Annotated in this window: 24 protein-coding genes, 1 tRNA gene and 1 riboswitch; of the genes, 13 read left to right on the top strand and 12 right to left on the bottom strand. The window is 62.5% G+C overall.

Annotation, left to right across the window (positions count from 1 at the left end):
• Positions 1–190: 190 nt before the first annotated feature.
• Entirely contained in the window at positions 191–1,240 is a 1,050-nt protein-coding gene (locus tag ACZ5G6_RS20995; RefSeq protein WP_498687858.1) for a PDDEXK nuclease domain-containing protein, read from the top strand.
• Positions 1,241–1,740: 500 nt separating this feature from the next.
• Here ACZ5G6_RS20995 and ACZ5G6_RS20990 read toward each other — a convergent pair whose 3' ends face one another.
• On the bottom strand, positions 1,741–2,595 hold the full coding sequence (locus tag ACZ5G6_RS20990) for a LysR substrate-binding domain-containing protein (RefSeq protein ID WP_223934726.1): 855 nt from the start codon (positions 2,593–2,595) through the stop codon (positions 1,741–1,743).
• Between the two features lie 156 nt (positions 2,596–2,751).
• Between ACZ5G6_RS20990 and ACZ5G6_RS20985 the strand changes: the two genes are divergently transcribed.
• Entirely contained in the window at positions 2,752–4,137 is a 1,386-nt protein-coding gene (locus ACZ5G6_RS20985; protein WP_223934725.1) for an MFS transporter, read from the top strand.
• A gap of 67 nt (positions 4,138–4,204) precedes the next feature.
• On the opposite strand, the gene ACZ5G6_RS20980 is transcribed toward ACZ5G6_RS20985, so the two are convergent.
• The 5 genes from ACZ5G6_RS20980 to ACZ5G6_RS20960 all read right to left on the bottom strand — a co-directional run bounded on the left by ACZ5G6_RS20980 (position 4,205) and on the right by ACZ5G6_RS20960 (position 7,770).
• Positions 4,205–5,380 carry a N(5)-(carboxyethyl)ornithine synthase gene (locus ACZ5G6_RS20980; RefSeq protein WP_498687854.1) on the bottom strand — a complete coding sequence of 392 codons (1,176 nt, stop codon included), beginning with the start codon at positions 5,378–5,380 and terminating at the stop codon, positions 4,205–4,207.
• Positions 5,377–5,511: a hypothetical protein gene (locus ACZ5G6_RS20975; protein WP_263422337.1), complete on the bottom strand. Its 135-nt coding sequence runs from the start codon at positions 5,509–5,511 to the stop codon at positions 5,377–5,379. Before ACZ5G6_RS20975 ends, ACZ5G6_RS20980 begins: the two co-directional genes overlap by 4 nt.
• An 83-nt stretch (positions 5,512–5,594) precedes the next feature.
• Complete coding sequence (locus tag ACZ5G6_RS20970; RefSeq protein WP_498687852.1) at positions 5,595–6,056, bottom strand: nuclear transport factor 2 family protein; 462 nt, start codon at positions 6,054–6,056, stop codon at positions 5,595–5,597.
• 153 nt (positions 6,057–6,209) lie between these two features.
• Positions 6,210–6,283 (bottom strand) — tRNA-Gly (locus tag ACZ5G6_RS20965).
• An 80-nt stretch (positions 6,284–6,363) separates the two neighbouring features.
• Complete coding sequence (locus ACZ5G6_RS20960; protein WP_498687850.1) at positions 6,364–7,770, bottom strand: M15 family metallopeptidase; 1,407 nt, start codon at positions 7,768–7,770, stop codon at positions 6,364–6,366.
• Positions 7,771–8,119: 349 nt separating this feature from the next.
• On the opposite strand from ACZ5G6_RS20960, the gene ACZ5G6_RS20955 reads away from it, so the two are divergent.
• Positions 8,120–8,563: an SRPBCC family protein gene (locus ACZ5G6_RS20955; protein ID WP_498687848.1), complete on the top strand. Its 444-nt coding sequence runs from the start codon at positions 8,120–8,122 to the stop codon at positions 8,561–8,563.
• Here the strand turns inward: ACZ5G6_RS20955 and ACZ5G6_RS20950 are convergent, their stop codons facing one another.
• Entirely contained in the window at positions 8,564–10,282 is a 1,719-nt protein-coding gene (locus ACZ5G6_RS20950; protein WP_498687846.1) for a CAP domain-containing protein, read from the bottom strand.
• 370 nt (positions 10,283–10,652) lie between these two features.
• Here ACZ5G6_RS20950 and dcd point away from each other — a divergent pair, with 370 nt between their 5' ends.
• Complete coding sequence (gene dcd, locus ACZ5G6_RS20945; protein WP_216927188.1) at positions 10,653–11,228, top strand: dCTP deaminase; 576 nt, start codon at positions 10,653–10,655, stop codon at positions 11,226–11,228.
• A 46-nt stretch (positions 11,229–11,274) separates the two neighbouring features.
• Here the strand turns inward: dcd and ACZ5G6_RS20940 are convergent, their stop codons facing one another.
• The 3 genes from ACZ5G6_RS20940 to ACZ5G6_RS20930 form a co-directional block, all read right to left on the bottom strand.
• Complete coding sequence (locus ACZ5G6_RS20940; RefSeq protein ID WP_223934719.1) at positions 11,275–12,474, bottom strand: cation:proton antiporter; 1,200 nt, start codon at positions 12,472–12,474, stop codon at positions 11,275–11,277.
• A gap of 6 nt (positions 12,475–12,480) precedes the next feature.
• Positions 12,481–12,963 (bottom strand): cation:proton antiporter regulatory subunit, encoded by a 483-nt coding sequence (locus ACZ5G6_RS20935; RefSeq protein ID WP_216927152.1) that lies wholly within the window; start codon positions 12,961–12,963, stop codon positions 12,481–12,483.
• A gap of 65 nt (positions 12,964–13,028) precedes the next feature.
• On the bottom strand, positions 13,029–14,432 hold the full coding sequence (locus ACZ5G6_RS20930; protein WP_223934718.1) for an MFS transporter: 1,404 nt from the start codon (positions 14,430–14,432) through the stop codon (positions 13,029–13,031).
• Positions 14,433–14,633: 201 nt separating this feature from the next.
• Here ACZ5G6_RS20930 and ACZ5G6_RS20925 point away from each other — a divergent pair, with 201 nt between their 5' ends.
• From ACZ5G6_RS20925 to mnhG, 6 genes are read left to right on the top strand one after another with little or no spacing between them, the layout of a single operon-like run.
• On the top strand, positions 14,634–17,636 hold the full coding sequence (locus ACZ5G6_RS20925; protein WP_498687842.1) for a Na+/H+ antiporter subunit A: 3,003 nt from the start codon (positions 14,634–14,636) through the stop codon (positions 17,634–17,636).
• Entirely contained in the window at positions 17,633–18,133 is a 501-nt protein-coding gene (locus ACZ5G6_RS20920) for a Na(+)/H(+) antiporter subunit C (RefSeq protein WP_223934716.1), read from the top strand. The genes ACZ5G6_RS20925 and ACZ5G6_RS20920 overlap by 4 nt, the downstream gene beginning before the upstream one ends.
• A complete protein-coding gene (locus ACZ5G6_RS20915; protein WP_498687839.1) occupies positions 18,130–19,698 on the top strand; it encodes a Na+/H+ antiporter subunit D in 1,569 nt (522 codons plus the stop codon). Before ACZ5G6_RS20920 ends, ACZ5G6_RS20915 begins: the two co-directional genes overlap by 4 nt.
• On the top strand, positions 19,695–20,261 hold the full coding sequence (locus ACZ5G6_RS20910; RefSeq protein WP_223934714.1) for a Na+/H+ antiporter subunit E: 567 nt from the start codon (positions 19,695–19,697) through the stop codon (positions 20,259–20,261). Before ACZ5G6_RS20915 ends, ACZ5G6_RS20910 begins: the two co-directional genes overlap by 4 nt.
• Complete coding sequence (locus tag ACZ5G6_RS20905) at positions 20,258–20,536, top strand: MrpF/PhaF family protein (protein ID WP_223934713.1); 279 nt, start codon at positions 20,258–20,260, stop codon at positions 20,534–20,536. The genes ACZ5G6_RS20910 and ACZ5G6_RS20905 overlap by 4 nt, the downstream gene beginning before the upstream one ends.
• Positions 20,526–20,906: a monovalent cation/H(+) antiporter subunit G gene (gene mnhG / locus ACZ5G6_RS20900; RefSeq protein WP_223934712.1), complete on the top strand. Its 381-nt coding sequence runs from the start codon at positions 20,526–20,528 to the stop codon at positions 20,904–20,906. Before ACZ5G6_RS20905 ends, mnhG begins: the two co-directional genes overlap by 11 nt.
• On the opposite strand, the gene ACZ5G6_RS20895 is transcribed toward mnhG, so the two are convergent.
• Both ACZ5G6_RS20895 and ACZ5G6_RS20890 read right to left on the bottom strand, forming a co-directional pair.
• A complete protein-coding gene (locus ACZ5G6_RS20895; RefSeq protein WP_223934711.1) occupies positions 20,903–21,163 on the bottom strand; it encodes a DUF4235 domain-containing protein in 261 nt (86 codons plus the stop codon). The two genes, mnhG and ACZ5G6_RS20895, sit on opposite strands and share 4 nt — an antisense overlap.
• 36 nt (positions 21,164–21,199) lie before the next feature.
• Entirely contained in the window at positions 21,200–21,877 is a 678-nt protein-coding gene (locus ACZ5G6_RS20890) for an NUDIX hydrolase (protein ID WP_223934710.1), read from the bottom strand.
• Between the two features lie 203 nt (positions 21,878–22,080).
• A riboswitch (TPP riboswitch) is annotated at positions 22,081–22,217 on the top strand.
• 80 nt (positions 22,218–22,297) lie between these two features.
• Here ACZ5G6_RS20890 and ACZ5G6_RS20885 point away from each other — a divergent pair.
• The 3 genes from ACZ5G6_RS20885 to ACZ5G6_RS20875 are packed head-to-tail and all read left to right on the top strand — an operon-like array spanning position 22,298 to position 25,307.
• Positions 22,298–22,918: an ECF transporter S component gene (locus ACZ5G6_RS20885; protein ID WP_498687830.1), complete on the top strand. Its 621-nt coding sequence runs from the start codon at positions 22,298–22,300 to the stop codon at positions 22,916–22,918.
• Positions 22,918–24,516 carry an ABC transporter ATP-binding protein gene (locus ACZ5G6_RS20880; protein ID WP_498687829.1) on the top strand — a complete coding sequence of 533 codons (1,599 nt, stop codon included), beginning with the start codon at positions 22,918–22,920 and terminating at the stop codon, positions 24,514–24,516. Before ACZ5G6_RS20885 ends, ACZ5G6_RS20880 begins: the two co-directional genes overlap by 1 nt.
• On the top strand, positions 24,513–25,307 hold the full coding sequence (locus tag ACZ5G6_RS20875; protein WP_498687826.1) for an energy-coupling factor transporter transmembrane component T family protein: 795 nt from the start codon (positions 24,513–24,515) through the stop codon (positions 25,305–25,307). The genes ACZ5G6_RS20880 and ACZ5G6_RS20875 overlap by 4 nt, the downstream gene beginning before the upstream one ends.
• The last annotated feature ends 104 nt before the right edge of the window (positions 25,308–25,411 follow it).

Here is a 25,411-nt window from a genome sequence, read left to right as displayed (position 1 = left end):
CATGTCCAGGACCTGGGACAGGTGGGTACTACTGGGACATGGCAGCGACGTTGACGGCTTCCCCAGTGCAGAGCGACCGGCCGTAGCCGCGGTATCCAGGGGCCGTGCTAGAAGTTCTCCGTTTTCAAGTGTCCAGACACCGTCTGGACACTTGAGCCATGGTGTCAGTGGCGCACATTAGGGTGGACTGATGACCGACTCGCGTGACCTGGACCTTCCCGCTGGCTACCTGGACCTTCTCGAGGATCTGAAGGCAACAGTCAAAACGGCAAGGACCCGGGCGCTTCGGACCATCAACACACAGCTCATTGAGCTGTACTGGGCAATAGGCCAAGGAGTTCGGCAGCAACAGGAACAACAGGGCTGGGGGAGCGGAGTTATCAAGCGTTTGTCCTCGGACCTGCGTGCCGAGTTCCCTGAGATGAAGGGCCTCTCGCCCAGAAACATTCAGTACATGACCACGTTCGCCGGAGCCTGGCAGGACGGTCCAATTGCGCAACAAGCTGTTGCGCAATTGCCGTGGGGCCACGTTACTGTCCTTCTGGACAAGGTGGGCGCACAGGAAAAACGTACTTCGTACGCAGCGGCAGCCGTCCAATACGGGTGGTCCAGGAATGTCCTGCTGAACATGATCATGAACCGAACTCTTGAAAGGACCGGCGCAGCTCCGTCCAACTTTGCGCAACAGCTTGTTGCGCAGGACTCCGAGCTTACCCAACAAATCGCGAAGGACCCCTACAACTTCGAGTTCCTGGGCTTGTCCGGGGAAGTCGCTGAACGCGAACTGGAACTGGCTTTAACCAGTCGGATCACCGAAACCCTGCGCGAACTGGGACCAGGCTTCGCTTTCGTCGGGCGGCAAGTCCACTTCGACGTCGACGGCGACGATTACTACGTCGACATGCTGTTCTTCCATATGGACCAGAACAGATACGTGGTCATCGAACTCAAGACAGGAAAGTTTCAGCCGGAGTTCGCCGGCAAACTAAACTTCTACGTCGCCCTCGTCGATGACATGCTCCGCCGCGAGCACCACAACGAAACCATCGGCATCCTCATTTGCGGCACCAAGAATGACCGCAGCGTCCGATACAGTCTCGGGCGCTCTACCTCGCCGATGGCCGTCGCGGCCTACACCTACGACAAACTCCCGGCAGACGAGAAGGTAGCACTGCCCAATGAGGGTCATGTTGTCGCCGCGTTGGAATGGGCTGAACCTGGGGCGGACCCAGAAGACTGAGCCTTCGGACCCGCTGACGCCGATAAGCACCCTTTCGTTAACCCGATTTGGGGGCGGGTCCGGCGGCGCACCGGGCAACAGCCTTGGCGTGTAAGCATCAACGGGCTCGAGGTACCGTGCAGGCAGATAATTCCGCTGGACTCCAAGGTTTCCCTGACTCGGATTCGCATTTGATGCATTCTGAGAGCATTTTTTGCAGACGTATCGGAGGCGTCGTGGACCCCTTGGAAGGCCGGCTGATCAGGCTTCCGCTGTGTCAGGGAGCCTTTTCCGCGGACGCGGTGTTTGAGGACATGCAGTCGAGGTGCGGCTGCGGGAGAACGACGCCGAATTCAACCAAGAGGGTTCTATCCCGCGCAGCACCGCGAGCAGCTGTGGGGTATCCGCAAGTGCATCATCAGTGACGGCAGTTTTGTAGTCCGCCGCCAGCGGTTCCTCATAATTGCCGAGAAGTCGGTCGGGAGCAGTCGTTGTGAGGGTAGCCCATACGCTTGGGGACGCTAGTTCGATTTGCTCAGCGCCCTGCCCATGATTGCCTGCGTCAGGGCGTCGATTACCTCGGCGTTGGCCAGGGGATTGCGGATCAGCGTGAAGTCGACGTCGCCCACGGGCGGGAGGTCGAATCGCTGGGTGATCACCTTCAGGTCCTCAGGTACGAGTGAAGCCGGCATCACCGCCACGCCGATACCTGCGCGGACGGCGGCCAAGACTCCGCTGATCTGCTTGGTGCTGCACGTGATGCGCCACGTGCGGCCGGCGGCTTCCAGGGCGTCGATGGCCAACTTCCGGCTCAGGCTGGGGGCCGGGTATGCAATCAGCGGCACGGGCGCGCCCGGTTCCAGGACGGTTTGCTCAACTCCGACCCATGCGAAGTTGTCATGCCGGACCACAGTGCCTTCCTTGGCGCCAGCCACCCACTTGACGAACACCAGATCCAGTTGCCCGGCGTTGAGGCGCTTGTAGAGCTGGTCACTTTGGCTGACGGTCAGTTCCAGGTTGATCTGTGGATACAGCTGCCTGAACTCGCGCAGGATCCGCGGCAGGCCTGTGATGGCGAGGTCGTCCGCCGTGCCAAATCGGAGGCGGCCGCGCATCGCCGAACCGGAAAAGTAGCGTGCAGCGGAGTCGTGGGCTGCAAGGATGCTGCGGGCAAACCCGGCCATGGCATCACCATTGTCCGTCAGCCGGACTTCCCGGGTGTCGCGGGCAACGAGGACGCGCTTGGCTGCGGCTTCGAGCTTGCGGACGTGCTGGCTCACGGTTGGCTGTGCGAGTCCCAATCGCTCGGCCGCCTTGGTGAAACTCAGGGTTTCAGCGACAGCAAGGAAGGAGCGGAGCTGGACAGGTTCAAACACGGAACTCCTCAAGCGCTGGGTCGAATTACTGTGGAAGCGCAGGAGCCTCATTGCGATCCGCAATGCTAGTTATAGGCGCAATACGCTTCCATAATTGCTGCTGGCAACCATAGCGTTAAAGGCATCCCACCGAAACTCTCGATCCGAGGACTCCCTTTGGCACCCCCACCGCCATCAGCGGCAAATGTCAGCCAGCCCATCATCGATTCCCTGTCCGCGCCGCAGACGCCGGACACCGTCACCCAGCCACTCGCCGTCGTGAGTGAAAAGCTGCCCTGGCGGCACACCTTCATCTCCTTGAAGGTACCCAACTTCAGGATCTTCGCAATTGGCCATTTCATTGCCGTGATTGCGATCTGGATGCAGCGTATTGCCCAAGACTGGATGGTGCTCCAGCTCTCTGGTTCCGTCACCGCGGTCGGAATTACCGTGGCGCTGCAGTTCATGCCGTCGTTGTTCCTTGGCCCGTGGGGCGGCATGATGGCCGACCGCTTCGCCAAGCGAAAGATCCTCATCATCTGCCAGTCCGCGGCGGCCGTGCTTGCTGCCACCTTGGCGGCGCTCTCCCTCAGCCATCGCGTGGAAGTCTGGCATGTGTATGCAATCGCCCTGGTGCTGGGCTTTGTGACCGTCCTGGACCAGCCGGCGCGGCAGGTGTTCGTCAACGAACTCGTAGGTCCCAAGTACCTGCGCAATGCCATCAGCGTCAACTCAACAACCTTCCAGCTCGGTGGCCTGATCGGCCCGGCGCTGGCGGGATGGCTGCTCACGGCTGTGGGCGCCGGTTGGGCATTCGCCGCCAATGCCGTGGCGTGCTGCTCCACCGTTGCCATGCTCCTGATACTCCGCAAGGAACAGCTGCACCTTAGCCGGCCGACGCCCCGCAAGAAGGGCATGCTGCGCGAAGGCCTCCAGTACGCGCTGAGCAAGCCCACCATCTACTGGCCATGGTTGATGGCCGGATTCGTGGCGGTTTTCGCGATGAGCCTCCCGGTGCTGCTTGCCGCCTTTGCGGACCACGTGTACGACGCCGGGGCCGGAGGCTACGGCCTGCTGAACGCGATGGTTGCGCTCGGTGCGCTGGTGGGGGCGGTGACGTCCACACGACGTCGTCAGCTCCGGTTGCGGTCGGTGGTGCTCTCGGCGGGGCTATATGGCTTGATGCTCTGCCTATCATCCGTGATGCCGTCCATGGTCTGGTTCAGCGCCTCGATGGTCCTGGCTGGATTCTGGTGCCTCATGTTCCTCACCGCGGCAAACCAGATGGTGCAGACCAGTTCCAACATGAGCATTCGCGGCCGGGTAATGAGCCTCTACCTGGTGGTCCTCATCGGCGGACAGGCAATTGGTGGGCCCGTCATGGGTTGGCTGGCCGAACACCTTGGGCCGCACTTGGCCATCCTTGTGGCTGGTGGCGTGCCGGCAGCGGCGGCGGCTGTTGTCGCCGTCGTACTGGCACGGAAGGCATCCCTGCACATCAAGGTGGACCTGCGTGACCGGCGTCGAGTGCTACGGATCGTTGACCGGACGCAAGCTGCATAGCTGGGCGCACTGAAAGGCAGTGCGTGCGGCGGAACTGCATGCACTGCCTTTTGTCCCGGACGGGCCGTTAGGCTGCGGGCGCTTGTACCGCAGCCCGTACATGGGGGTATTCCGCCGAGCGTCCCTGGAACTCCAGCACATCCGGGTTTTGGATGACGCCCTCGCGAATCTCGATCGCACGGGAGATCGTCTCATTGGTGTCCCACGCGTCCGGACCTGCGGCCACAGTCTCCAGGAACGGCAACAAGGCCTCGCTGATCTCCCAGCTGGCCGAGTTCCACAGGTATGAAGGGCTGTGATCAACGGCGTAGTAGTTGACGTGCCCGCCCACCCGGAACATGGGCTCATCGAAGGTAGTTGAGCGTGCCCAACTGAAGCCCATGCCGGGATCGCAGGAAACGTCCACGATCAGGCTGTCCGGCCGGAATTCTGCCAGGTCCTCAGTTCGCAGATACGTTAGCGGGGAGTTGGGGTCCTGCAAGGTGCAATTCACCACAATGTCTGCCGCAGCGAGGAACGGGGCCAAAGGCTTGCGACCACCATCGGTGATGACCTGGCTCAGGAATGGTGCGTTGTTGTCGTGGTCGAACTGCACGATCCGCACCGAGTGGATCGGGGATCCGACTGCGGCGACACCCCTGTTTGTCAGGACCTGGACATCATGGACGCCATGGGCGTTCAAGGCTGTGACGGCGCCCCGGGCCGTGGCGCCAAAACCGATGACCACAGCCGTCAGGCGACGACCGTAATCACCCGTGGAACCGGTCAAAGCCAACGCGTGCAACACGGAGCAGTAGCCGGCGAGCTCGTTGTTTTTGTGGAAGACGTGAAGTCCAAAGCCGCCGTCGGCAGCCCAGTGGTTCATGGCTTCGAACGCGATGAGCGTTAGTTTCTTATCGATCGCGAGCTGGGTGATCGCCTCGTCCTGAACGCAGTGTGGCCAGCCCCAGAGGGTCTGCCCGTCGCGGAGCTCGGCAAGATCCTCGGCCTGCGGCTTCGGCAGCAGAATGACGTCATTTTGGGCAATGAGCTCCCGCCTCGTGCCAAGCCCGCCGACAAGCCCGGCGAGTGTGCTGTCCGGGACACCAAAGCGTTCGCCGTAACCATATTCAAGGCGGAGCCGTTGGCGCAGTTCCGGAGCAATGCGCCCAAGATGCTGCGGGTGGATCGGTAGCCGTTGCTCGTTGGGCTTCAGCGAAGAACCCAGGACGCCAATGCTTAGCGGACTTTGCGCCCCAATCACTTTTTATTGCCGGTTGCGGGTTTCGCGGCCGCAGTGTCGGGCGACTCGGCAGCGCGTTTGTCCGCGCGCTTTTCCTTGATGGATTTACTGGACTTCTTCGATGCAGCTTGGCGCGGTGATTTGTCGCCCATGATCGCTCCCTAGAGCGGAGCCGAAATGGCTCCTGACTCCTGACGATACACCCCTCACCTGAGCAGCTTGGTATCCGGCTGACTCACTGCGCTGGCTCGACGGCTGGCCGGCCATGCGTTACTCGGTGGCTGACGCGGTCCGCGGTGTCATCAACGCGAACGAAGTGCTCCACAGGCTCCATGTAGAAGCGTGCACTGTTAATGACGCTCTCTTCCACGCCGAAAATGATGACGCCGGTGAGCTCATGCGGCGTGCCATCCCGCCACGAGCCCTGCATGTGCAGCTCTGTCCATGCCTGGTTGCCGGCCACGCTATGGGACACCAATCGAACTCTGATGTTCGGCACCCCTGTAAAGAGCTGCTCCCAGTTGCTACGGATGGCGTCCCTGCCCGTGAAGCCCCTGGTGGGGTGGGCGGGCGTCTCATTGACGTAACCCGGCGCAAAACATTCGGCCAAGGCTTCCAGATCGTGCTTGTTCGTGGCTTCCAGCAGGCGGTGGATGACGGCGAGTGGACCCGCCTCAGCATCGTCGGTGAGAGTCATTGGGGACCTCCCGGATAGGTGGATGTATCTACGAGTTTAGGCTCAAGGGCCGCCCGGGTCGACGGGTGCGGGGCCTTATCTGGTGCGTGCGCGGGTCAGGACCATACGGCTTTCCAACAAGATGACCCCCTACCCGGAGGCAAGGGGTCATGATGGAGCGGGCGACGGGAATCGAACCCGCGTATCGAGCTTGGGAAGCTAGCGCTCTACCATTGAGCTACGCCCGCGTCGCTGTCGGCTATTCGCCGGAGCGAGTCCTAGCTTAGCGCAGTTGCGGGGCTCTTCATGACAGGCGCGCATGCCATGTCTACTTGAAGAGCATTAGGCCGTTCCAGCCGGATCCAACCTGCGCGTAGGTGGTCCAGGAGGCCCTGCCGAGACCGTAGTTGTAGAGGTTGCCATCGGCGGTTTGGGCAGTGATGCCGCGCGTACCCGCGCCGGTCAATCCGAAGCTCGGCAGCAGGACGCGCATGTACTGCCAGCCTGTGCCAACAGTTGTGGCCGGCCCGTAGAAGCCAGCCCAGCCGTCTCCCCGGTAGTTGATCAGGGACCCGGAAGTTGTCCTTGCAAGGATGTCGTTCGCGCCGTCGCCCTCCCAATCGGCCATGGTCAGTTCCAGGCCGTTCCAGCCCTTGCCGATGACCTGCGGAGCGCTCAGCGCCCCGCCGAATGTGTTGGGGTAATAGCGCAGCACACCGTCCGGGAAATATCCGACGACGCCGGGCCGGCCGTGAGCGTGCGTCCACTTGCCGACGGTGATGGTCATGCGATCCCAGCCGCCGTTGCCCACCACGACCTGTCCGGCGAAGCCGCCTCCGGGGAGGCCACGATAAACGCCCAGGACGCCGTTGTTCCACTGCGCAAGGATGTCGTAAATGCCGTCAATGTCCCAGTCCACCACGAAGCCTTGTTTCAAGCCGGTCCAACCCGAACCTATCTGGACGGGTGCAGCATAACCTCCTGCCGCCGTCGCGGGGTAACGCAGCATCCGGCCGGAAGAGTCTGCCGCTACGAGGTCGGCGCCGGACTTGATGCTGGCAGCGGCTGCCGGGTTTCCGGCGAAGTAATGCTCGAGCGTCGGGAATCCCCGCCGGTTCATGTCGGTGGCCAGCGCTACGCCAACGTAGCGCAAGTGCCAGGGCTCGTAGCTGTAGCCGGTGGTGCCCGTGTAGCCCTCGGGGTACCGGACGATGAAGCCGTACTTATGGGCGTTCGCTGCCACCCATTTGCCGGCCGCTGTGTCTCCGAAGCACGTACTCAGGCCACAGGAACCAGCAGCATTGCCGATGTCCATGGCGAGGCCGGTCTGGTGTTCGCTGTACCCGGGACGTGCCGAGATGGTGTCGGCATAGGCCTGGCCATAGATGCTGACGTAGTACGAATAGACCTGCTGTTGCTGGGCATAGGACCGGTATCCGCTCACGATCGACAGGCCCCCGGTCCCGGCGTCGGCCGCTCCCTGGAACAGGCCGTTGAGCCAGGCAGCGGCTTCGGCCCGCAGAGACTGGCCCGAGCCGCGGGCATTGACGAGGTCGCCAGGGGCGTAGCTTGCGGGATTCAGGGGCCTGGATTTATTGACAAGGACCGAAAAGCTGGCAGGGTCCCCGATGGGGTCCACGCTTGGCAGCGGGTTCACCGTGGTGGGTGCTGCCACTTTGTTCGCGGATGAGGATGCCGCCGTAGATGCCGCAGCCGCGGGTACCGTTGTTGGCATTGCCGCCGCAGGCGCCGCGGTTATGACTCCGCCAGCCACCGCTAGTGCGAGGAAGGCGGCGCAAGCGGCCAGTCGTCGTCGTGCGTTCCCTGGGACAGAGTTCCCGCAGACAGACGGATGATTCAGTACTCGCATTACGCCCCCAATTTGGTTTTGCCAGCCGCACGAACTCTACCCGGCCCGGGACTATGTGTCAGCTGTGTCTCAGATACGCCGCCAGGTAACCATTCGGTCAAGGCTCGTTTGTCTTGTGTCGCAGGCAAGCGCGGCTGACTATTCTGAAGGTGTTAGCTGCAGTGTATGGGGAACCGGGCTACGACATTCGAACCGTACGCCGAAAGAGGTTTCCGTGGCATTTGCAGCTTATGAAGTGGTGATCAGCAGGGATGCCATGACCGTTTATGGATTCCTGATGGACGGCATGAACAACTCCCTCTGGCGCTCGGGCGTGCGCAGCATCTCGCTTAGATCCGGTGTCCGTGGCCAGAAGGGCGCGGTCTACCAGCAAACGCTCACCGGCCCGGGGGGACGGCCCATCGCTGCTGACTTCGAGATTACTGAGGCCCGGCCCGGCGCAGAAGTGCGCTTTGCGGTGGTGGCCGGACCCGCCCGGCCTACGGGCGGCTACTACCTCAGCACCGAGGGCAAGACTACGCGGCTCAGGTTCGCCCTGGAGTATCACCCCAAGGGCCTGCAAAAACTCATGAACGGCATGATCCAGAAAACGATGGAATCTGAAGTTGCCCAGTTGGAGCAACTCAAGACCGTCATTGAGTCCGACTCCGCGGCTTGATTACTGTGCCAGCTTGAAGCCGCTCCATCCGCCGCCGACGATGACCGGCGTCGTGAGGCCGCCCGAGGTGAGGTCCCAGTACTCCAGCACTCCATTAGTTCCGAGTCCAGCAATGCCGGTGGTGTTTGCGCCCGTCACTCCTTGAAGTGAACGCAAACCGGCGTAGTCGGTCCACGCCGCACCCACCACAGGCCTGGCCTCCTGCTTTGGGAGGCCCAGTCCGCTGCCGCGGTACAACCTCAGGTACCCATTGGGCTCGACGGTGAGGAGGTCCTGGAAACCATCCGCGTTGTAATCAACCATGCTGAGCCGGACGGCCTTGTTGCCTGTTCCGATCGCTGCCTGGGTGCGGATGTATGTCATTCCGGAATTCTTATAGAACCAAAGCCCCCCGGATCCGTCCATCGCCACTATTTGTGGGAGCCGGTTGTTTGCGCACCAAGGGCCCACGGCTATATTGAGGGACTCCCACCCCTGGCCCAGGACTCCAGGGGATCCGAAGCCGCCTGACTGCATGCCCGGGTACACCAGGAGTGCACCGTCCAGGCGTTGGGCGATGAGGTCAAAGACGCCGTCACGGTCCCAATCCGATACGAACAGTTCTTTGAGTCCTGTGAAGCCGATTCCGATCTTGCGGGCGGAGCCATACTTGGCGTTGCCCAGGGACGGGTAGGAGTAGACCGTCCCATCCGAGCTGATGGAAACAAGGTCTGCGGCGCTGCGGATGGCCGCCGCGCCCAGGTCCACGGTAGGCGGCTGGTACTTGCCTCCGGGTTCGCACACACCCACTGGGTCTGTGGGCGGCACCACCGTCCCGCCTGGCCGCGTCGTAGTTCCGGCAGGCAACGTGGTGTAGCCGAAGAAGTTGACCACGCCCCACAGCGTGTAGCGGTTGGGGGTGGTTTGCCAGTTGCCGTCCGTATACGTGATCCCGATGCCCATCACATTGAAGCGGGGATCACGCAGCAGGGCGTCGTGGCCCGGGGAGCCCTTCCACCACTCCACGAGTTGGGCAGCGTCACGATCCCACCGGACAGCAATGACCTCACCCGCGCCGTTGTTCGGGTTGAGCGCGCGAGGATCCGTCCAGAAATTGGCCCGGTGCTGGATCACTTCGCGGCTGGCGATGCTGTTCGACCATTCCTGGGCCATGCTCGCCACTGTTGCGTGATACTTCACCGGGGCAAGGCCCAGAGACGCGCGGTAGCTGTTGATGGCGTTGAACACCGTCAGGATGGCCGCGGTGTTGTCGTCCGGGAGTAGCGCAAGGGCTCCGTTGTCCGGATCCGGATCGCTGCTTGGGGTCTTGCCGGGGAAGGGGGTGGGTGTGGGCGTGGACGTCGTTGAAGATGGAGTGGGCGTGGGTGGGGCTGGCGTTGGTGACGGCTCGGAAGCCGTTTGTGACGGCGTAGATGTTTGAGTTGGTGAGGGTGTTGGCGACGGCGTCGTTGTTTGAGTTGGTGGCGCAGTTGGCGTCGGTGATTCCGACGGACCAGGTCCTGCGGCAGGTGCTGTTGGCGTCGGGACGGATGTTGGGGAAGCGGCCGACGGCGGTGCCGGCGCGGCAGGAGGAGTGGGGGCTGCTGGCTCGCTGGCCTCTGGATTCCCGGAATGAGTGCCGTCGGAGGAAGGATCGTCGGGGCCCCATAAGGGCCCGATGTTCGGCACCGGAGGGGGCGTCTCAACAGTCGGATCTACTGCGATCGGTCTAGTCGGCATACCGCTTTCGAAACCGGGACTCGTCCCCGGCGTAGGGTCGCCGCTGGCTTCTCCACTGGCCGCGGGGGTACCTTCCAAAGGTGCGGGGGCCGGCGTCGTGCGTGTCTCGGGGGCCGTGAGGCCGGAAGGGACGCTGCCCGAAGAAGTAGTGCCGCCGCCAGGTACTGCCTCTGTAGCTGGCAGGATTTGGCTCGACGCGGCTACCAATACGGCCAGCGCGCCAGCCAGCACGATAGCCGCAGGCGCTGACAATTTCCCCACAATTACCCCGCGAATGCTCGTTGCCCCCAAGTACGGGCGCGGCTTTACATGTCCGGGAACTATAGTCCCATGGGGCGGCCCGGACAATGCATGGGGTATTTTTGATGCTGTGCTGATCTCTGACCGCGATATTCGTGCCGAAATAGACTCCCAACGGATTGTCCTTGAACCGTACGATCCCGCGATGGTTCAGCCGTCTTCCGTGGACGTACGGATTGACCGGTTTTTCCGGCTCTTCGACAACCACAAATATGCCCACATCGACCCCGCCGAGGAGCAGCCTGAGCTGACCCGGTTGGTGGAAGTGGAAGGCAATGAGCCATTCATCCTGCACCCGGGCGAATTCGTACTCGGCTCCACCTACGAGACAGTGAGCCTGCCCGACGACATCGCTGCCCGCCTTGAGGGTAAGTCTTCCCTCGGCCGGCTTGGTTTGCTGACGCACTCCACAGCGGGCTTCATCGACCCCGGCTTCTCCGGGCACGTCACTCTGGAGCTTTCCAACGTGGCCACGCTGCCCATCAAGCTGTGGCCGGGTATGAAGATCGGCCAGTTGTGCTTCTTCCGCCTGACATCCTCGGCGGAGCACCCCTACGGTTCCGGTGAATACGGCAACCGCTACCAAGGCCAGCGCGGACCCACCGCCAGCCGCAGCCACCAGAACTTCCACCGGACTGCCATCTAGCCGGAAACCGGCTGGGTGCCAGGCGCTGACCGTCAGGCGCCAACCGTCAGGCTGTGGCGCGCTCCGCGGCGCGCGGCGGTGTGCGGGGGCTCTTGCGGAGTGCCTTGACAACAGGCTCCACGAAGCGGGCTGCAAGCGGACCCAAGATGGCCATGATGAGGACGTAGGCCGTAGCCAGGGCGGCGACTTCGTCCGGCACGGCTCCCGACGCCACCGCCAGGCCAGCAATGACGATGGAGAACTCGCCACGCGCAATCAGGGCGGCTCCAGCGCGGAAGCGGCCGGGCATTGCGATGCCCGCACGTTTGGCTGCCCAGAATCCCGTGACCATTTTGGTGGCGGTTGTCAGCAGGGCGAGCAGCAGTGCCCACCCCAGGACGGGCGGGATGGACGTTGGGTCGGTGTTGAGGCCGAAGGCAACGAAGAAGATTGCCGCAAACAAGTCCCTCAGCGGCTCAAGGATGCGGGTGGCATTGTGGGCTGTAGCGCCGGAAATGGCGATGCCGAGCATGAATGCACCCACTGCCGCGGAGACCTGGAGGGCGGAGGCGATGCCGGCTACCAAGAGGGCCAAACCGAGCACGTTCAGCAGAAACACTTCAGAGTTCTCGCTGTGAACGGCTTGGGAGACACGGTGTCCATGCTTGAGCGCGATGATCAGTACCACCGTGACGACAGCCAGCGCGATGCCCACTGTCTGCAGGCCGCCCAGGAACCCGACGCCGGCAAGGATGGCAGTGAGGATGGGCAGGTAGATGGCCATGGCGAGGTCCTCGAAAACGAGGATGGAGAGCACCACGGGAGTTTCACGGTTACCGATCCGCCCGAGGTCCGTGATGACCTTGGCGGCGATTCCCGATGACGAGATATACGTAACGCCACCCATTACGATGGCGCCCACAAGACCCCAGCCCAGAAGAACTGCTATTCCGGCGCCGGGGATGAAATTCAGGATGAAGTCCAGGACACCGGCCTGCCACGAACGCCTGAGCCCGGTGACCAGTTCTGAGGCGGTGTATTCCAATCCGAGCATCAACAGCAGCAGGATGACGCCAATTTCTCCTGAAAGATGGGCAAACTCATGCATGCCATCAAGCCTGACGAAGCCGCCTGCACCGAAGGCCAAGCCACCCACAAGGTAAAGCGGAATGGGGGACATGCCGATCCGGCCCGCTAATCGAGCAAGGAGACCGAGGCAGAAGACGACGGCCCCCAGTTCAACGAGGGCTAGTGCGAGCGGATCCATGGCGGGTCAGCCGTTGCGGAGGATATCGGCCGCCGAGTCGAGGCCTTCCTGGGTGCCAACCGCAACGAGCAAATCGCCCGTGTGAAGTACGACGTCGGGTGCGGGCGAGGGGACGACCTCGCCTTCGCGCATGATTGCAACGATCGAGACGCCGCTGCGGGTACGGACCTGGGCTTTGCCCATGGGCTGGTTCACGAACGGAGAATCGGGGGTGATGGAGAACTGGCGGGTCACGATGCCAGGGATCTCGCGGTGGGCTTCTGCCAGGCGCATGGCGATGTGCTGCCCGCCGAGGAGGTTGCCCAGCGTTGCGGCTTCATCTGCCGTGAGGGGAATGGAAGCCTGGCACGTGTCCGGGTCATCCCAAGTGGACACGAAGAGTTCGGTCTCGCCTTCGCGAAGCTCCACGACACCGATGCGACGGCCCGAGGCCGTGACGAAATCCTTACGGACCCCAAGGCCCGGGAGTTCAGTCTCATCCACGTTCATATCTCCACCCTAACTCTGTTGGAACTGCACTGGTACGCCGTTCGCGCCCAGCTGTCGCAGTGAAGTCAGTGATCCGGCACCACGGCGATTTGGGTCTTGCTGGGCGGCTTCACCGGCAGGATCACCAGAAGGCCGGCAAGCAGGACAACCATGATGCCGAGGATGCCCCATCGCTGGGCTCCACCTTCTTCAACAATCGGAGCGGCAATTGTGATGCACAGGGTGAAGAGGGTGGGTGCAAGGAAGCTGACAGCCCGGCCTGTGGTGGCGTAGAGCCCGAAGAGCTCTCCGGACTCACCCTCCGGTGCGAGCCTGGCAAGGTATGCCCTTGACGAAGACTGGGCGGGGCCGACAAACAGGCACAGGAGCAGGCCGAAGATCCAGAAAGTGTTGGCGGCGGGCCAGCTGCTTCCGAAGAAGACATAGTTGCCGTTGCCAAGCACGAGGATGAATGTGCCCGCGATGAGCAATCCCACCAAGGAGAGCACGATGACTGCCTTCGGGCCGATTTTGTCGTCGAGGAAGCCGCCGATGATTGCGCCAACGGCTGCGACGACGTTGCCGAAAATTGCGAAGAAGATAACTTCTTTAAGTTCGAAACCGAACGTTCCGGCTGCGATTACTCCGCCGAACGTGAAGACCGCTGCGAGGCCGTCGCGGAAGATCGCGCTGGAGAGCAGGAAGTAAATGGTGTGGGGACTGGTGCGGTAGATGGCTGCGATGCGCCGGAACAGCAGTCTGTACGATGCGATGAAGCCCAGGGAAGCGGTGTCCTTCTTGACGGAAACTTCCGGAACGGCAATCAGCACGGGCAAGGCGAAGACGAAGAACCACAGGGCCGAGAAAATGGCCACGAGCCGGATGTTCAATGATTCTTCAGTGGACGCACCGAACCATTCGAAAGACGGCTGGACGAAGAGTTGCAGCACCAGCAGCAACGCAACGATCCCACCGAGGTATCCCATGCCCCAACCAAAGCCGCTGACCTTGCCGATATTTTTGGGCGTGGAGATCTGGGCCAGCATTGCGTTGTAGTTCACGCCGGCAAACTCGAAGAAGATGTTGGCAAGTGCGATCAGGGAAACGCCCAGGAGGAGGAATCCTGGTTGCGGAAACACAAAGAAGCACAGGGCGGTGAGTACGGCCGTGGCTGCGGTGTTGACTCCGAGCCAGAGTTTGCGGCGTCCGCCGGCATCAGAACGTTGGCCTGTCACGGGTGCCAGCAACGCGATGGCCAGGCCCGCGACAGCCAAGGCAGCACCAAGCGCGGCAGACGCGGTGTCCTCCCCGCCGAAGGCATTTGAGGTCAAATAAACGGTGAAGACAAACGTGGTCATGATCGCGTTAAAGGCAGCCGAGCCCCAATCCCAGGATGCCCACGCGAGGATCTGGCCCTTCTTGGAAGAAGCAGGTCCGGAGGCAAGCTCGGATGCTGGGTGGGAGGCTTCGGGAACTGCGGCCGCGTTCATAGCCTGAATGCTATCGGGACTCTGACAGTGGCGGGCAGATGACAGACCGCTATGTGAATAACGCAGCGGGAATTCATTCGCAGCCCCATCGGCTCCGGACAAAAACTGTCCGGCCCGCTTGATAAACTGGTCCAACTGAACCCAACGTATGACCGCCTGCTCCAACTTTTGACAATTCGTTCCTGACTTTGCGGAGAAACAGTGATCACAGTTCTCGCCATCACCTTTGTAGCGGCAACTGTGGCGCCCTTGATTTTCAGCAAACTTGGTCGGAATGCCTTCTATGTCCTGGCAGCAGTTCCCGCGGCCGCCTTCGTGTGGCTGGTTCTCCAATACGGGCCCGTATATTCCGGCGGCGGCATAGAAGAAGTATTCCCCTGGATCCCAGACCTGAAGCTTGAGTTTGCTTTCAGGATGGATGCGCTCGCATGGGTCATGTCAGTGCTCATTCTTGGCATTGGCTCGCTGGTCCTGGTCTATTGCGCCCGGTACTTCAAGAACAAGGATCCCGGGCTCGGCGGTTTCGGGGCCCAACTCCTGGCCTTTGCCGGTGCGATGTTTGGGTTGGTGACGTCCGATGACCTCCTGGTGTTGTTCATCTTCTGGGAGCTCACCACCGTCCTGTCATACCTGCTCATCGGTTACGCCCGGACCCGCCTGGCCGCGCGTCGATCGGCCCTCCAAGCGCTGATGGTCACCACGGCCGGCGGGTTGGCAATGCTCGTGGGCTTGATCATCCTGGGCCAAGCGGCCGGAACCTACCGGATCTCCGCCATTCTGGACAAAGCCGGGACGCTCGTGAACGGAACCACCAGTGGGATGGTGGGGGCCGCCGTCGTTCTCATCCTGGTAGGTGCCGTGACCAAATCGGCGCTGGTGCCCTTCCACTTCTGGCTTCCGGGTGCCATGGCGGCCCCAACCCCGGTGAGCGCCTACCTGCATGCCGCGGCCATGGTGAAGGCCGGTATCTACATCGTCGCGCGCCTGGCGCCGGGATTCGCGGACTCGCAATTCTGGCTGCCGATGGTTCTGGGCCTTGGCCTTGCCACCATGTTGATTGGCGGGTACAGGGCCCTCCGGCAGACGGATATCAAGCTTATCCTCGCCTACGGGACGGTGAGCCAGCTCGGCTTCCTCACCATGGTGGTGGGGCTGGGCAGGGCTGACGCCGCCCTCGCGGGGCTTGGGCTTCTCCTGGCCCACGGCTTGTTCAAAGCCGCACTGTTCCTGGTGGTCGGGATCATCGACCACCAATCCGGGACCCGCGACATCCGTAAGCTCTCTGGCGTCTTCCAGTCCTCGCGAGCCCTCGGGGTAGTGGCCGCGATCGCGGCCGCATCCATGGCAGGGGTGCCGCCGCTGGCGGGTTTCGTGGCCAAGGAGTCCGTGTTTGAAGCCTTCGTGCACTATGGGACGGGCGCCGACGCAACCGCTTGGGGCGTATGGATCCTTATCGGGCTCGTGATCGGTTCCATCCTCACCTTCGCGTACAGCGCGCGTTTCATGTGGGGTGCCTTTGCCGCCAAGTCCGGTGTGGAGCGCACACCGTTCAAAGCCATCAAGCCCGCCTTCCTTGCCGCGCCCGCGCTTCTGAGTTTCCTCAGCATTGTTTACGGGCTGTGGCCCGCGCCGGTGGACAGTTGGATCCAGCCGTACGCCAGCCTGTTCGCTGAGGGGGAGGGAGCGGTCGACGCCGGACACCTGGCTTTGTGGCATGGGCTCACTCCCGCTCTGGGACTGACCGCGATCACGTTTGTGGCTGGTGCCGCAATGTTCTATGGCCGCAACGTTGTTTCACGCGTGCAGGGCCTGGTTCCCGATTGGGTGGACGGCGACCGCGCGTACCAACATACGATTGGCGCATTGGATGACGTCGCGGTGTGGGTCACGGGCCGCACCCAGCGTGGTTCGCTGTACTTCTACCTGACCGTCATCCTCACAGTTGCCTTCGCAGTACCGCTCACGGCCCTGATCCTGAACAACAAACCTCTGCCGGACGGTGTCTATTTCATCGATCCGAACTCTCCGTTGCAGGTGATCGCGGGGGTGGGGATCGTGGTGGGTGCGCTGGCTGCCGTCCGCGCCAACAAGCGCTTCCTGGCGGTGCTCATGGTCTCTGTCACGGGTTATGGCATTGCACTCATGTTTGCCCTGCAGGGTGCGCCTGACCTCGCACTGACCCAGATGCTGGTGGAAACCATCGTGCTGGTGGCCTTTGTTTTGGCAATGCGCAGCCTGCCCGCCGAACTGCGCGACCGTACGGGGGGCCGCCTCCGGGTGATCCGCGTGATTGTTGGCGCCGCGTTCGGTATCACCATGATTTTCGTGGCCATCTACGCCATGGGTGCCCGCGTGGCTACGCCCGTCTCCCTTGAATTTCCGCGGCTGGCCTACGAAGGCGGCGGGGGCCTGAACGTGGTCAACGTGACCCTCGTGGACATCCGCGCGTGGGATACCTTCGGCGAAATTTCGGTCCTGGCAGTGGCCGCCACCGGCGTCGCCAGCCTGATTTTCGTGCGTAGCCGCGGCGATCGCATCAAAACCTCAGAGGCAGTGCCAGCGGGCAGCGTGGGGCGGCGCACCGGCGTCGACCGTGACTCCCGCGACGGTGCCCGGCTGGCAGTGGCGAGGAAGTTCACCGACGTGACCCGGGATGCCTGGCTCGTTGCCGGCAGGACGCTGGCCCCGGAGCGCAGGTCGATCATCTTTGAAGTGGTCACCCGGCTGATCTTCCACTCGATGATCGTCTTTTCCATCTACCTTCTCCTGGCCGGCCACAACCTTCCGGGCGGCGGCTTCGCAGGCGGCCTGACCGCCGGACTTGCCCTTACCATCCGATACCTTGCTGGCGGCCGGTTCGAGTTGAGCGAGGCAGCGACAGTAAGTGCGGGAACACTTTTGGGGACGGGACTCGCGACGGCGGCGGCGTCCGGTTTCGTGCCGCTCTTCCTCGGTGGACAGGTGTTCCAGAGCGCGATCATCGAGTTCTGGCTGCCCGTGTTCGGCGACGTCAAGTTCGTCACTTCCACGATTTTCGATATCGGCGTCTACATCGTTGTGGTGGGACTGGTTCTTGATGTCCTTCGCAGCCTGGGCGCCGAGATCGACGAGCATTTTGAAGGGAAGGGCGCGAAAGCCGGAGAGATTAAGGTCGCCGAGCCTGAACCCGCTGAAACTGCCGCTTCGGCGAAAGGCAACCCATGAGCATCAACCTGACCCTGTTGATCGTCATGGGTGTCTTGTATGCCTGCGGCATCTACCTGATCCTGGAGCGCAGCCTGACGCGCGTCCTGCTGGGCCTGATGCTGCTCGCCAACGCGACCAACCTGCTGATCCTCAGTACGGGAGGGTACGCCGGACTCGCGCCGCTGTTCACCAAGGACACAGCGCCCGGCGAGTACAACGACCCCCTGCCACAGGCATTGATCCTGACATCCATCGTCATTTCGTTTGCCGTGACTGCCTTCATGCTTGGCATCATCTACCGGACATGGGCCTTGGCGCGGCAAGACGAGATCCAGGATGACATCGAAGACCGCCGGGTTGCCAGGACTCCGAGCTTCGACGCGGAAGACGACGCCATTGTCCCGCTGGAAACATCTGAGTTCGCGATAACTCCCGCAAGTCCCGAGGACCGTGCCAGGCCGGATGCGACCGAAACCCCCAACACCGCTCGAAGCCAGGAAGGAGGCAGCGCATGAACCTCGCAAACCTGTCGCCGCTAGCCGTCCTCCTTCCAATCCTCGGTGCAGCCCTCGCGTTCGTGCTGATCCGGCATACTGCTGCCCAACGGGTGGTCAGCATCGTGATCCTCAGCGCGACGCTCCTGCTCGAATGCCTGCTCCTGGCGTCCGTGTGGGACGGCGGAACAACCTCCGTGACGCTGGGTGGTTGGCTGCCGCCGTGGGGCGTGGTGTTGGTGGTGGATCAGTTCTCCTCACTCATGCTGGTGGTTTCCACCGTGGTAAGCCTCGCGGTCCTGATCTACGCCACCGGGCAAGGCATGGCTGACGGTGACCAGGAAGCACCGGTCTCGATCTTCCACCCCACGTACCTGATCCTGGTGGCTGGCGTGTCCAATGCCTTCCTGACAGGTGACCTTTTCAACTTGTACGTGGGCTTCGAAATCCTGCTGACGGCAAGCTATGTGCTGATGACCCTTGGCGGGACGGGGCCCCGTATCCGCGCTGGGGTCACCTACGTGGTGGTGTCTGTGGTGTCCTCAGTCCTGTTCCTCATTGCCATCGCCATGATTTACGGAGCTACGGGGACCATCACCATGGCGGACCTCGCCATCAAGCTGGCCGAACTGGATCCAGGCACGCAAAACCTGCTCCACGTGATGCTACTGGTGGCGTTCGGAATCAAGGCGGCCGTGTTCCCGCTGTCCTTCTGGCTTCCTGACTCATATCCAACCGCACCTGCCCCCGTCACAGCCGTTTTCGCGGGCTTGCTGACGAAAGTGGGTGTCTATGCCATGGTCCGCACCGAGACACTCCTGTTCCCTGGCGATACCCTCAACGTGCCCCTCATGGTGGTGGCGCTGCTGACCATGGTGGTGGGCATCCTTGGTGCTTTGGCGCAGAGCGACATCAAGCGTCTCTTGTCGTTCACCCTTGTCAGCCACATCGGCTACATGGTGTTCGGCTTGGCAATGTCGTCCGTGACCGGCCTTGGCGCGGCAGTCTTCTACGTGGCACACCACATCACCGTGCAGACCAGCCTGTTCCTGGTGACGGGCCTCATCGAGCGGCGGGGCGGATCGTCATCGATTGACCGCTTGGGTGGCCTGGCCAAGCTCTCGCCACTCCTTGCCTTGCTGTTCTTCGTCCCGGCAATGAACCTCGCTGGCATCCCGCCCTTCTCCGGCTTCCTCGGTAAACTCGGGCTCCTTCAGGCGGGTGTGGCATTGGGGACGCCGCTGGCCATCGTTTTGGTGGTGGGCGGCGTGGTCACCAGCCTCCTGACGTTGCTGGCAATAGCCCGTGTTTGGAACAGGGCATTTTGGCGCAAGCCGGAGGACGCAGAGTACCCCGACCCCGTGCTTCTGACGCCAGGCAACGTGGGAGTTCTCCCCCGGACAATGGTGGGCTCCACCGCGGGCCTTGTGGCCTTCGGTGTCGCGCTCACGGTCTTTGCCGGCCCACTCTTCCATTTGGCGGACGGCTCGGCGGAAATCATGCTGGACCGCACGGCCTACATCCACTCAGTCCTGGGAGACTCCGCGGAGGTACCACCCGTGGCTCAGCCGGGGGCCGCCAAGTGAGCCGTAAACCGATCTCCTTCCGCACTGAACTGCCGCTGCTGGTATGGCTGGTCATCGTCTGGGGCGCCCTGTGGCGGGACTTCAGCCCAGGCAACCTGCTGTTCGGCGCACTCATTGCCGTGCTGGTGGCCAAGTTCTTCTACCTTCCGCCGGTGGAGCTCAGCGGCAGGTTCAATGTGCTGCGCGCCCTTTCGTTCGCCCTGGTTTTCCTGGGCAAAGTGGCGGCAGCGAGCTTCCTGGTCCTCTACCTGGCCGTGGCAAAAGGGCCCAAAGTACGCAGCGCCGTCGTCGCTGTTCCGTTGCGCAGCCATTCGGACCTCATGGTGACGGCCACCGGCCACGTTATTTCCCTGATCCCGGGCTCGCTGGTGGTGGAAGTGGACCGCTCGACGTCCACGCTGTACCTGCACGCGCTCAATATTTACGAGGATGCTGATATCGACAAGATCCGCCGGGAAGTACAAGACATCGAGGCGGCGCTGATCCGGATCATGGGAACGCGCGAAGAACTCGATGCGCTCAAAGCCGAATCGCATCCGGGCATGGAAGGGGCAGCGTCGTGAAGGAACTCGTCCTTGTGGTCACTGCAGTGATCCTGAGCTTGGCCGCGGTGGGAGCGATCGTCCGCATCGCGATCGGCCCGTCCTTGTTGGACCGCGTTTTGGCGTCGGATGTCCTGCTGGCCATCCTTGGGGCCGCACTGGCAATCGACATGGCGATGAACCGGCATCTGAACAACCTGGTGTTGCTGGTGGCTCTCGCGGTGATCGGTTTCATAGGCTCTGTGACATTTGCCCGGTTCGTAGCGGACCGGAGGGATCACAGCAATGAGTCCTGAAGCGAGCGGTGTGGATGCCGTCATTGATGCTGTGACGGCTGTGTTCCTGGTGGTGGGTGCCCTGATGTCGCTCGGGGCAGCCGTTGGCCTTCTGCGGTTCCCCGACCTCATGAGCCGCATGCACGCGGCAACCAAGCCCCAGGTGCTGGGCTTGTTCCTGCTGCTGGCCGCGATCGGCCTCCAGATGCGAACCTGGTGGGTGTGGCCTGTCCTGCTTGTGGCCTGGATCTTCCAGCTGCTTACGGTTCCTGTCTCGGCGCACATGGTGGGCCGCTCCGGTTACCGCACCAAGCACGGGCACCGTGAACTGCTCACCAAGGATGAGCTTGAAGCAGTTGTCCAAAGGGCGGCAGGCGACGATTCTACCTAGACGATGTCGTGCGTCTTGGCGAACCGGGCGATTGCACGCTGGGTGCCACGGCTCGCGAAAACCTGGATGAGCGTACTGACGAAGGCCGAAATCAGAGCGAAGGACAAGGCTGAGCGGAGGCTCGTTTCCATGTCATCGTTGCCCTTGGGCGGCTTGTTGCCGGTGGCCTTTTCCCAACCCTTGTTGACCAATTTGGTGCCGACGAATCCGGCCCCCAGGCTTACTCCGGCACCCAGCAGCTTGAAAAAGAGGTTCATGCCCCCAGCCTAGCCTCAGATCCTGGCGGCTTGGGACTAGCGGCGGGTTTCCCGTTCCTTGAGGAAAGCTGCCATGGAACCTCGTGGGGCCAGGACAGGAACAACGGCGTGGTCGGCTGACCAGACAGCATCCACGGTTCCGAGACCGGCAATTTCCTTGAGCAGGTAATACGTGGGTGGCATCAGTTGCAAGTTACCGGCGGCCTCGGCTGTCAGAATCCCGTCCACGGGCATCCAGAGTGATTGCCACGCTTCAGTGGTCTGATGCTGGGGCTGTGCGTCCGGAGCAGGCTTGGCCACATAGAAGTACGTATCGAAGCGCTTGGGCATGTCCGTGGGCGTGACCCAGTTGGCCCAAGGGCGTAAGTCCGACGGCTCAAGGCCAAGTCCGGCCTCCTCCCAAACCTCGCGCAAAGCAGCGGTGAGAACCATGCCTGACTTTGCCGGGGCCTGTTCGGGATTGACGGCGATGGAGCTCAGGTGCCAGTCTGCGGCATGCCGTTGGAGCAATTCAGCCGGATAATCCCAGCCATCCTGGTCTGCGGCATCAACGCGACCTCCCGGAAAGACCACCATTCCGGCAGCGAAATCCATGGTGGCTACCCTGTGCTGGACGAAGGCCTCAAGCCCGCCCGGGGCATCGCGGAGCAGGATAACGCTCGCAGCCAGGCGGGGTTGGGGAACTTGCTTGTCCGTAATGGGAAGGTCGGTCATGAAATGCCCCTTTGCCGCGTCGATTCTGCTCGATCATTCTCTCAGGTCTGGTTGTGGGGCCTGGCGTGCGTGCCAAGGCGGGCGAATGGGGCGCAGAACGGGCCCCGCAACGCAGGAGTCGGGGAGCCAACCGCTTTATGACCAGCCCAAGGAGCCCCCGAACACCCACAGGTGTAAACTGAACCACGCCCATAAGGGCAGATTAATAACGACAGGGGAGCGCCGCCGTCGGACCTTGCAGAGATGCAGGAGACGCGAGGGCGCTGAGAGTGCGGACAGCCGCAGACCCTCGAACCTGATCCGGTTAGTACCGGCGCAAGGGAGTCGAGCTTCTCAGAGTGTCCGGATCCGGACGGCGAAAGCCGGCCGGGAGGTTCCGGGGAGCACTTTCCCCTCCTGTAACCTCAGGAGGCAGAAAAAATGACCACGGCAAGCGTGAAGAAGACCAGTTATAGCTGGCGTGTTGTAGACATCGTGGTGGCAGCATTGATTGCCATCGCCGGCGGCGTGATCTTCTGGGCCTGGTCCCAGGGCGCCGCAATCGTATCCATCCCCATGAACGTCACGTATCCGCCGCTCACCGGTTTGATCGCCGGTGGTTGGATGATCCCGGCTGTCCTGGGCATGCTCATCATCCGCAAACCGGGCGCAGCCCTGTTCTGCGAAGCCGTCGCCGCCACCGGTGAACTCATCATGGGTTCCCAGTACGGCACCACCGTCCTCATCTCCGGTGTCCTGCAGGGGCTCGGAGCTGAACTCGTCTTCGCCGCGTTCCGGTACAAGAAGTTCAACCTGTCCACTGCACTCCTTGCAGGCGCGGGCTCCGGACTCTTCTGCGGTCTCAACGATTCCTTCCTGCCCTGGGGCTGGAACATCGCCTACGAAGCAATCGACAAGTTGGCCTACATCGCCTTCACTACGCTGTCCGGTGCGATCATCGCCGGCGCACTGTCCTGGGTTGCCACGCGCGGGCTGGCCAAGACCGGCGTCCTAAGCTCCTTCGCGTCGCGCAAGGCTGCTTCGGAGCCAGTCTTCAACTAATGCCTGCGAAAGAAAGCAGCAACCAGGTCCGCCCTGCCGCCATTACCGCCCAAGGGTGGGGATGGCGGCATGCGGGCCGTTCCGCGCCCGCCATCCAGGACCTCGATCTCCGGATCGAGCCCGGCGAGCGTGTGCTGCTGCTGGGTCCTTCAGGCGCTGGCAAGTCGACGTTGCTGCATGCCCTTGCCGGCGTGTTGGGTGACGAGGAAGACGATTCAGACGAGTCCGGCTCGCTGTTGATCGACGGCGTTGTTCCCCGTGAACAGCGTGGCCGCGCCGGTCTGATGCAGCAGGATCCGGAAACCCAAGTGGTGCTCTCCCGGGTGGGCGACGACGTCGCGTTCGGCGCCGAGAACCTGGCCGTCCCGCGCGGGGAGATATGGGCGCGCGTCCATGAAGCGCTCGACGACGTCGGGTTGCGCACCGCTGCTGGCGGCGGCCTGCCCCTGGACCATCCCACGGCAGCGCTCTCCGGGGGGCAGAAGCAGCGCCTTGCGTTGGCTGGCATCCTGGCGATGCGGCCCGGGCTGATCCTGCTGGACGAACCTACGGCCAACCTGGATCCTGCTGGAGTCCTTGAGGTTCGGGACGCCGTGCAGCGCTGCCTGGACAAGACCGGCGCCACGTTGGTTGTTGTGGAACACCGTGTGTCCGTTTGGAAGGACCTGGTGGACAGGATCGTAGTCCTCCAGCCCGGCTCGGCGGGAGGCGGCGTACTTCTGGATGGCCCACCGGATCAGGTTCTCTCCGAAGCCCGCACCATGTTGATGGCAGCGGGAGTGTGGGTGCCGGGATACGTTCCAGCCACTCGCGCCCGCAGGACCACAGCTCAGGAATTGGACGGCCATGAATCCACCGCGCAGCTCCTCCTCGTGGCACAGGACCTGGCTGTTTCCCGCGAGAAGCCCGGCCGTCGCGGCTTCAGAACCATCCGGCCCGTTCCCGTGCAGTCGGGCATCACTGCTCAAGTGAGGTCCGGCCAGGCGCTCACCATCACCGGGCCCAACGGTGCCGGCAAGTCCACCTTTGCGCTCACGTTGGCCGGCCTTTTGGCGCCCGTGGACGGCAAGGTGAGTGCCGCCGTCGAACTTTCCGAGGGAGCTGGAATCGATCCCTTCAAGTGGAAGGCGGATCAGCTGATTTCGCGCATTGGCACTGTGTTCCAGGAACCGGAGCACCAGTTCGTCACGGGCAATGTCCTGGATGAGCTGATGTTCGGGCCAAAACATCTGGGACATGGTGAAGAACGCGTGGATGAATTGCTGGAGCGTTTGCGGCTTACGCATTTGGTGGACGCGAACCCCTACACCTTGTCCGGCGGCGAGAAACGCAGGCTGTCCGTGGCCACGGTGCTTGCAGCCCACCCGAAAGTGCTGGTGCTGGACGAGCCAACGTTCGGCCAGGACGCCAATACCTGGGCCGAACTGGCATCGTTCCTGTCGGAACTCCTTGACGCCGGAACTGCCGTTGTCTCTGTGACTCACGATGAGGAATTCAGCGCGGTCCTTGGCGGTACGGAGCTGCGGCTGGATCCGGTGACGCAAGTGCTCCCGGACCCGCACGGCGAGGAAGCCCGCCAGGAAGCCGGTGCAGCATGAGGGACGCCCTGAACCTCCGCGGCAACCATGCCCTCCTCACCCGCGCCAACCCCTTGATTAAGTTCGTCTCCGTATTTCTTATTTCGCTGGTTCTGGCGTTGTCGATCGACTGGGTATCCGCTTCCACGGCACTCGTCGCCGAGCTGGCTCTGTTCCCCTTGGCTGGGCTCACGCTGCGGCTCCTGTGGCAACGGGCATGGCCTCTCATCATCGCGGCGGCGATTGGCGGTTGGAGTACCGCAATCGTGGCGGCTGACAGCGGGTCTGTACTGCTCGACGTCGGACTCTGGTCCATCAGCGAAGGTTCCCTTCAACTGGGGCTGGGATTCACGCTGCGCGGTTTGGCGATCGCGCTGCCAGCGATCCTGCTGATGACCTGCACGGATCCCACCGATTTGGCTGATGCGCTGGCACAGAAGGCAAAGCTGCCACACCGCTTTGTCCTCGGGTCGCTGGCTGCCATGCGCTTGGTGGGTTTGATGGCGGAGGAATGGCAGACAATCGGCATGGCCAGGCGGGCCCGCGGGGTGGGTTCGCAGGGCAGCCCGCTGCAACGGCTGAAGGCAACGCTTGGGCAGAGCTTCGGGCTGCTGGTTCAGGCAGTTCGGCGGGCTTCCCGGCTGGCCGTCACCATGGAAGCGCGTGGTTTCGGTGGCGGACAACGAACGTGGGCCCGGGAATCGACGTACTCGCTCCTGGACGTGTGGGTGCTCCTTGGCGGCCTCGTCATCGCTGCCGCTGCGGTACTGACCGCCATTGGCGCGGGCACGTGGAGTTTCGTCTGGCGTTAGGGTTTGAGCTGGGTCTTCTCGAGCCAGATATCGCACGATGCGGGTATGGTGTGAGGTTTCTCGCTCAATCGGCATTTTGCGCACCACTTCTAACTCACTTGTGA

The sequence above is a fragment of the Arthrobacter sp. TmtSoilC51 genome, assembly GCF_055388015.1.
Note: the sequence above shows the minus strand (reverse complement) of the source record. Positions and strands in the feature narration are given on the sequence as shown.

Excerpts from the sequence above, each read along its gene's own strand:
- ACZ5G6_RS20995 (WP_498687858.1), top strand. The coding sequence starts at position 191 with ATGACCGACTCGCGTGACCTGGACCTTCCCGCTGGCTACCTGGACCTT.
- ACZ5G6_RS20975 (WP_263422337.1), bottom strand. The coding sequence starts at position 5,511 with ATGGGCGACAAATCACCGCGCCAAGCTGCATCGAAGAAGTCCAGTAAA.
- ACZ5G6_RS20940 (WP_223934719.1), bottom strand. The coding sequence starts at position 12,474 with ATGGATCCGCTCGCACTAGCCCTCGTTGAACTGGGGGCCGTCGTCTTC.
- ACZ5G6_RS20895 (WP_223934711.1), bottom strand. The coding sequence starts at position 21,163 with ATGAACCTCTTTTTCAAGCTGCTGGGTGCCGGAGTAAGCCTGGGGGCC.
- mnhG (WP_223934712.1), top strand. The coding sequence starts at position 20,526 with ATGAGTCCTGAAGCGAGCGGTGTGGATGCCGTCATTGATGCTGTGACG.
- ACZ5G6_RS20920 (WP_223934716.1), top strand. The coding sequence starts at position 17,633 with ATGAGCATCAACCTGACCCTGTTGATCGTCATGGGTGTCTTGTATGCC.
- ACZ5G6_RS20875 (WP_498687826.1), top strand. The coding sequence starts at position 24,513 with ATGAGGGACGCCCTGAACCTCCGCGGCAACCATGCCCTCCTCACCCGC.
- ACZ5G6_RS20890 (WP_223934710.1), bottom strand. The coding sequence starts at position 21,877 with ATGACCGACCTTCCCATTACGGACAAGCAAGTTCCCCAACCCCGCCTG.
- ACZ5G6_RS20915 (WP_498687839.1), top strand. The coding sequence starts at position 18,130 with ATGAACCTCGCAAACCTGTCGCCGCTAGCCGTCCTCCTTCCAATCCTC.
- ACZ5G6_RS20885 (WP_498687830.1), top strand. The coding sequence starts at position 22,298 with ATGACCACGGCAAGCGTGAAGAAGACCAGTTATAGCTGGCGTGTTGTA.
- ACZ5G6_RS20935 (WP_216927152.1), bottom strand. The coding sequence starts at position 12,963 with ATGAACGTGGATGAGACTGAACTCCCGGGCCTTGGGGTCCGTAAGGAT.
- ACZ5G6_RS20880 (WP_498687829.1), top strand. The coding sequence starts at position 22,918 with ATGCCTGCGAAAGAAAGCAGCAACCAGGTCCGCCCTGCCGCCATTACC.
- ACZ5G6_RS20960 (WP_498687850.1), bottom strand. The coding sequence starts at position 7,770 with ATGCCAACAACGGTACCCGCGGCTGCGGCATCTACGGCGGCATCCTCA.
- ACZ5G6_RS20930 (WP_223934718.1), bottom strand. The coding sequence starts at position 14,432 with ATGAACGCGGCCGCAGTTCCCGAAGCCTCCCACCCAGCATCCGAGCTT.
- ACZ5G6_RS20970 (WP_498687852.1), bottom strand. The coding sequence starts at position 6,056 with ATGACTCTCACCGACGATGCTGAGGCGGGTCCACTCGCCGTCATCCAC.
- ACZ5G6_RS20950 (WP_498687846.1), bottom strand. The coding sequence starts at position 10,282 with ATGCCGACTAGACCGATCGCAGTAGATCCGACTGTTGAGACGCCCCCT.